A 6,409-nucleotide genomic window follows, 5' to 3' on the forward strand; every position below is an offset into this window, starting at 1 on the left:
GGCCGCGTGCGGGGGCCGGCGCGGGCGGACGCGCCCGCGTCGCTCAGCGTGGCGACAGCGCGGTCAGCAGGCCGCGCGCGGCATTGAAGCGGTCGGCCGCTTCCGGCAGCGGCAGCTTGAGCTTCAGCTTGTCCGGGCCATCCATCGCATACAGCTTGGGCTGCTTCTGGATCATCTGGATGATGGTCATCGGATCCACGTTGGGCTTGGCCTCGAACACCAGGCGCCCGCCGTGCTCGCCCAGTTCCAGCTTGCGGATGCCCAGCACGTTGGCCTGCAGCTTCAGTTCGGCGATCGCGAACAGGTGCTTCACCGGATCCGGCAGCAGGCCGAAGCGGTCGATCATCTCCACCTGCAGTTCGCGCAGGCCATCGCTGTCGCGGGCGCTGGAGATACGCTTGTACAGGGTCAGGCGGGTATGCACGTCGGGCAGGTAGTCGTCCGGGATCAGCGCGGGCACGTGCAGTTCCACCTCGGCGCCGCGCGCTTCCTCGCCGGCATCCAGGTCCGGCAGCTTGCCCTGACGGATGCTGCGCACCGCGCGTTCCAGCAGTTCGGTGTACAGGCTGAAGCCAACCTCGGCCATCTGCCCGCTCTGGTCCTCGCCCAGCAGTTCGCCGGCGCCGCGGATCTCCAGATCGTGGGTGGCCAGGGTGAAGCCGGCGCCCAGTTCGTCCATCGAGGCGATCGCGTCCAGCCGCTTCTGCGCATCGGGGGTGATGCTGCGCCGGTCCGGTACCAGCAGGTAGGCGTAGGCGCGATGGTGCGAACGGCCGACGCGGCCGCGCAACTGGTGCAGCTGCGCCAGGCCGAAGCGGTCGGCGCGGTTGATGACGATGGTGTTGGCGTTGGGGATGTCGATGCCCGATTCGATGATCGTGGTCGACAGCAGCACGTTGAAGCGCTGCTTCTGGAAATCCAGCATCACCTTTTCCAGCTCGCGCTCGGGCATCTGCCCGTGGGCGATGCCGATGCGCGCCTCCGGCACCAGTTCGCTCAGCTCGCGCTGCATGCGGCCGATGCTCTCCACGTCGTTGTGCAGGAAGTACAGCTGGCCGCCGCGCGCCAGTTCGCGCTGGAAGGCTTCGCGCAACAGGGCGTTGTCCCACTGGGTGACGAAGGTCTGCACCGCCAGCCGGTTCGGCGGCGGCGTGGCGATGATCGACAGGTCGCGCAGTCCGGCCATGGCCATGTTCAAGGTACGCGGGATCGGCGTGGCGGTGAGGGTCAGCAGGTGCACGTTGGCGCGCAGCGCCTTCAGCGCTTCCTTCTGGCGCACGCCGAAGCGCTGCTCCTCGTCGACGATGACCATGCCCAGGTCCTTGAACTTCACGTCCGGCTGCAGCAGGCGATGGGTGCCGACGATCACGTCGATGCTGCCGGCGGCGACCTTCTCCAACTCGGCCTTGATCTCCTTGCTGCTCTTGAAGCGCGACAGCACCTCGACCTTGAGCGGGTAGTCGGCGAAGCGGTCGCGGAAGTTGCGGTAGTGCTGTTCGGCCAGCAGCGTGGTCGGCACCAGCACCGCCACCTGCTTGCCGGCGCTGGCCGCGGCGAAGGCCGCGCGCACCGCGACCTCGGTCTTGCCGAAGCCGACGTCGCCGCAGACCACGCGGTCCATCGGCTGGCTGCTGGCCAGGTCGCGCAAGGTGGCGTCGATCGCGGCCAGCTGGTCGGGGGTTTCCTCGAACGGGAAGCCGGCGGCGAAGGGCTCGTACATCGCCCGGTCCACCTGCAGCGCCAGCCCGGCACGGGCCTGCCGGCGCGCCTGGATCTCCAGCAGCTCCGCGGCCACGTCGCGCACCTTCTCGGCGGCCTTGCGCTTGGCCTTGGTCCATTGTTCGCCGCCCAGCGAATGCAGCGGCGCGGTCTCGGCCGAGGCGCCGGAGTAGCGGCTGATCAGGTGCAACTGCGCGACCGGCACGTACAACCGGTCGCCCTTGGCGTATTCGATTTCCAGGAACTCGCCGGGCATGCCGCCGGCATCGAGCACGATCAGCCCGCGGTAGCGGCCGACGCCGTGGTCCTCGTGCACGATCGGCGCGCCTTCGGACAGCTCGCCGAGGTCGCGGATGATCGCTTCCGGCTCGCGCCCCACGCGCCGGCTGCGCCGCGGCTGGCTGGCACGCTCGGGGAACAACTGGCGCTCGGTCAGCACCGCGATCCGCGGCTCCTCCAGCGCGAAGCCGTCGTCGAGCGGCGCAACCGCGATAGCGAAACGTGCAGCAGAAAGCCCCTCTCCCTCCGGGAGAGGGGTTGGGGTGAGGGTCCGACCGCTAGTGGAGTTCGTCTGCGCAACCGTGGAACTTGCCGAAGCACCCGCCTTAGCACCCGCCTTCTTCGTTCCCGACCGCGCAGACGCCGCACCCTCATCCGGCGCTTCGCGCCACCTTCTCCCGGTGGGAGAAGGAACAAATGCCGCGAAATTCGGCAGCACCTCCGGCTTCAACTCCGCGGCCGCCAATACTTCCAGTAGCGCCTCGCGGCGGCCGGGCGAATCGGCGGCGATCAGCACCCGGCCCGGGTAGTGATCGAGGAAGCTCTTCAGCGCCGCGCCCGGCGCGGCGTCCTTGGCCGCCACCGGCAGCGGCGGCAGCGGCTGGTCGCCCAGCGCCTGTGCCTCGTCGATGCGCGGGTGGTCGGCGGCCCACACGTCGATGCGCGGCAGCCCGTTGAGGCGCTCGCGCAGCGCGTCCGGCGCCTGGTACAGCTCCTCCGGCGCCAGCAGCGGGCGCTCCACGTCGTGGCGGCGCTGCTCGTAGCGGGCCTGGGTCTGCGCCCAGAACGCATCGGCCGCGGCGCCCACGCCCGGGGCGATCAGCGGCAGCACGTGCTCGCCCAGGTAATCGAACAGGGTGGCGGTGGCCTCGCGTGCGCCGCTGCTGCGGGTGTCCTGGAAGAACAGCGGCAGGTAGTACTCGATGCCCGACGGCGCCAGCCCGGCCTTCAGGTCCTGGTACAGCGCGCTGCGGCGAGTGTCCACGTCGAAGCGCTCGCGCAGCGCGGTCAACACCCGCTCCACGCTGACGTCGTCCATCGGCACTTCGCGCCCGGGCAGCATGCGCACCGCCTGCACATGGTCCAGCGAGCGCTGCGATTCCGGGTCGAAGGCGCGGATCGAATCGATGTCCTCGTCCAGCAGTTCGATCCGCAGCGGCGCGTCGGTGCCCATCGGGTACACGTCGAGCAGGCCGCCGCGCACGGCGAAGTCGCCCGGGTCCATCACCTGCGGCACGTTGCGGTATCCCGCGCTTTCCAGTCGCCGCTTCTCCGCGTCCAGGTCCAGGCGCTGGCCCACGCGCAGGTCGAAACTGCCGCCGACGATGTAGCGCAGCGGCGCCACCCGCTGCATCAGCGTCTGCACCGGCACCACCACGATGCCCTGGGTCAGCGTCGGCAGCCGGTGCAGCGCGGCCAGGCGCTGGCTGACGATGTCCGGGTGCGGACTGAACTGGTCGTAGGGCAGGGTTTCCCAATCCGGGAACGGCACCACCGGCAGGCTGGGATCCTCCCCGAGCAGGCTATGCAGGTCGGCTTCGAGCTGATGCGCGCTCTGGTTGTCGCGTGCGACCACCAGCAACGGCCCGCGGTGCGCGGACGCGGCGCAGGCGATGTGCCAGGCCAGGGCGGTGGAGGACGCGGGGGCGCGCCAGTGCGCGCGGAGCTGGCCGGACTTGGGCAGCGGCGGAACGGGGAAGGGAAGGGGCGGCATGGACCAACTAGTTTAGCAAGGTCGGGACCCGGGGCCCGGGGCCGGGGACACGTAAGAGCAGGAGCTGAAGCTGCCTGCTGAGCTCTGGCTTTTCCGGGTCCCGGGTCCCGGGTCCCGAGTTTTCAGCTGCCCAGTTCCAGCACCACCCGCACCAGGTCCGGATTGTCCGGATGCGGCATGCGCTGGAAGCCCAGCGACTCGGCCAACTGCAGCATCGGCACGTTGCGTTCGAGCACATCGCCGTAGAGTCGGTCCAGATACTTGCGGCGTGCCCACTTGACCAGCTTGCGCATCAATTGCCGGCCAAGGCCCTGGCCGGAAACGAAACTGCTGACCAGGATCGCGTACTGCGCCTCGCGGGTGCCCGGGTTGATCGCGGCGCGCGCCACCGCACCGACCACGGCTTCGCCCGGCGGCAGCGGCTCGGCGGCGACCAGGATCAGTTCCGACTTCGGATTGGGATGGGTGAGGCGTTGCGCCATGTCCTCGGTCAGTTCCTGCGTCGAATGCAGGAAGCGCTCGCGGATCTCGGTCGGCCCGAGCAGGCCGAAGGCACCTTGCAGCGGCGCGCTGTCCTCCGGCCGGATCGGACGGATCAGCAGTTCGCGCCCACTGGGCAGGGTGAAGGTTTCATGCCACGGAGGCATGCGGTTGCGGGTAGCCATGGCCGTATGATCCTCGACGAAGCCTGGATTCTCGCATTACCAAAACCTTACGCCCGTGAACGCAGCGTCCTGCCGATGTGCCGTTCGGGTGGTCTTGCTAGAGTGGCGCTTCGTTCAAGGGAATGCGCGACGATGAAGACATCGCATGCCGTGGCCGTCTCTGCGGCGATCGGGCTGGGCCTGGCCACGCTGCTGGTGGGGCTGCTGGTGGGCGGTGGCAGGTGGCTGCTGCGCGTGCAGCACCACGACACGCCGACCGTTACCACCGCCGCTCCAGTCGCCGATGCGGAGCAGTTGGCGACACAGGCATTGGCCCCGTACCAGGCGCGGCTGCAGGCCACGCGCCGGCCGGTGGTGCAACTGCAACTGCGGCCGATGGCGCAGGACGATCGCCTGGCCAGCAAGGTCGGCGGGCGCCCCTACTGGACCGGTGACAAGCCGTATCCGCATGCGGCCGATGGCCAGCCGCTGGCGCTGCTGGCGCAGATCGATCTGGCCCGGATGCCGCCGCTGCCCGGCTACCCGCGCCAGGGCATGCTGCAGTTCTTCATCGGCGGCGACGACGACTTCTATGGGGCCAACTTCGGTGGTGCGCGCAGCGACCTGGCCGCGCTGAGCGAACAACGCAATTTCCGCGTGGTGTACTGGCCGCAGCCGAAGGCGTCGGCGCGGCAGGCCGAGGTGCCGTTGCCAGCGGCCGACACGTTGCCGTTCGATCCGGCGCGGCCGCGGGCGATGCGGTTCGACGCCGGCGAGGAAACCATCGGCAGCAGCGATGTGCGCTTCGAGCAGGTGCTGGGCAGGCCGCTGGAAGAGGTGGCCGCCGCCTACGCCAAGCGCCACGCGGTGTCGCAGGATGCGGTGGACGACGCGCTGTTCGATGCGCTGAGCCGTGGCGGCAACAAGCTCGGCGGCTACCCGGAATTCACCCAGCAGGACCCGCGTACCCTGCAGGACAAGCAGGTCCTGCTGCTGCAGTTGGACAGCGACGAGGAGATGATGTGGGGCGACAGCGGCGTCGCCAACTTCTTCATCGATCCGGACGACCTGCGGCGCGGCGATTTCAGCCGCATCGCCTACAACTGGGATTGCTTCTGAGCGCGCGCGTGCGCCGCCCCGAGCACCTCATGCCTCGCGCTTGAGCCACTCCAGGCGCGTGCTGGCACCGGCTTCGCCCAGGTGCGCCTTCAGCGGCGGCAGCGCCTGCGCCAGCGTCTGCTCGAACTGCCAGGGCGGGTTGAGCAGCAGCATGCCGCTGCCGTTGAGCCGCAACGGCGAATCGTCCGGGCGCACCTGCAGTTCGGCGACCAGCGCCGATGCCACCGGCAACGCCGCGGCCTTGCGGAAGAACGGCTGCAGGCTGCGCCGCTGCTTGATCGGATACCACACCGCGCACACCGCCTGCGGCCAGCGGCTCAGCGTTTCGCGCAGCGCGGCCACGATCAGCGGGTACTCGGCGTCCTGCGCTTCGTAGGGCGGATCGATCAGCACCAGCCCGCGGCCGATTCGGTTGGTCCCGGACTTCGGCGGCAGGAACGCTTTGATCGCCGCATAGCCGTCGCCGGCATGCACCTGCACGCGGCGGTCGTGGGCGAACAACGCCTTGAGTTCGGCGGCTTCCTCGGTCTGCAGCTCGCAGGCGGCCAGCCGGTCCTGCGCGCGCAGCGCCTGCGCCACCAGCAGCGGCGAGCCAGGGTAGGCGACCAGGGCACCGACCGGATTGTCGGCCTGCACCGCGCGCAGGTAGCGCTCCACCACGTCGGGCAGGGTCGGCTGGCCCATCAACCGCAGCACGCCGGCGGCGGCCTCGCCGGTCTTGCGCGCCTCGTTCGCCGCGAACAGATAGCGGCCGCGCCCGGCGTGGGTATCGAGCACGAAGAACGGGCTGTCCTTGCGCTTGAACGCATCGAGCAGCGCCAGCAGCACGATGTGCTTGAGGACATCGGCATGGTTGCCGGCGTGGAAGGCGTGGCGGTAATTCATCCGCGCAGTGTACGGGGCGCCACGCCGGCCGGCCACGCCTGCCGTGCTA

The 6,409-nt window shown here is 69.6% G+C and carries 4 protein-coding genes; 1 reads left to right on the forward strand and 3 read right to left on the reverse strand.

Translation table 11 applies throughout. From position 1 onward, the window contains the following. Positions 1-43: 43 nt before the first annotated feature. Together mfd and D183_RS0114130 are read right to left on the reverse strand one after the other, a co-directional pair. Positions 44-3,712, reverse strand: a complete 3,669-nt coding sequence (gene mfd, locus D183_RS0114125; protein ID WP_017909571.1) for a transcription-repair coupling factor — start codon at positions 3,710-3,712, stop codon at positions 44-46. A gap of 122 nt (positions 3,713-3,834) precedes the next feature. Further along, positions 3,835-4,377: a GNAT family N-acetyltransferase gene (locus D183_RS0114130; protein ID WP_017909572.1), complete on the reverse strand. Its 543-nt coding sequence runs from the start codon at positions 4,375-4,377 to the stop codon at positions 3,835-3,837. A 132-nt stretch (positions 4,378-4,509) separates the two neighbouring features. Between D183_RS0114130 and D183_RS0114135 the strand changes: the two genes are divergently transcribed. Continuing rightward, positions 4,510-5,475, forward strand: a complete 966-nt coding sequence (locus D183_RS0114135) for a YwqG family protein (protein WP_017909573.1) — start codon at positions 4,510-4,512, stop codon at positions 5,473-5,475. 27 nt (positions 5,476-5,502) lie between these two features. Here D183_RS0114135 and D183_RS0114140 read toward each other — a convergent pair whose 3' ends face one another. Beyond that, positions 5,503-6,360 (reverse strand): 23S rRNA (adenine(2030)-N(6))-methyltransferase RlmJ, encoded by an 858-nt coding sequence (locus tag D183_RS0114140; RefSeq protein WP_026144478.1) that lies wholly within the window; start codon positions 6,358-6,360, stop codon positions 5,503-5,505. Positions 6,361-6,409: the final 49 nt, after the last annotated feature.

It is taken from the genome of Xanthomonas sp. SHU 199, from assembly GCF_000364665.1.
In the GTDB taxonomy this organism is placed as follows: domain Bacteria; phylum Pseudomonadota; class Gammaproteobacteria; order Xanthomonadales; family Xanthomonadaceae; genus Xanthomonas_A; species Xanthomonas_A sontii.

Coding starts and splice junctions, on each gene's coding strand:
- D183_RS0114130 (WP_017909572.1), bottom strand. CDS start 4,377: ATGGCTACCCGCAACCGCATGCCTCCGTGGCATGAAACCTTCACCCTG.
- D183_RS0114135 (WP_017909573.1), top strand. CDS start 4,510: ATGAAGACATCGCATGCCGTGGCCGTCTCTGCGGCGATCGGGCTGGGC.
- mfd (WP_017909571.1), bottom strand. CDS start 3,712: ATGCCGCCCCTTCCCTTCCCCGTTCCGCCGCTGCCCAAGTCCGGCCAG.
- D183_RS0114140 (WP_026144478.1), bottom strand. CDS start 6,360: ATGAATTACCGCCACGCCTTCCACGCCGGCAACCATGCCGATGTCCTC.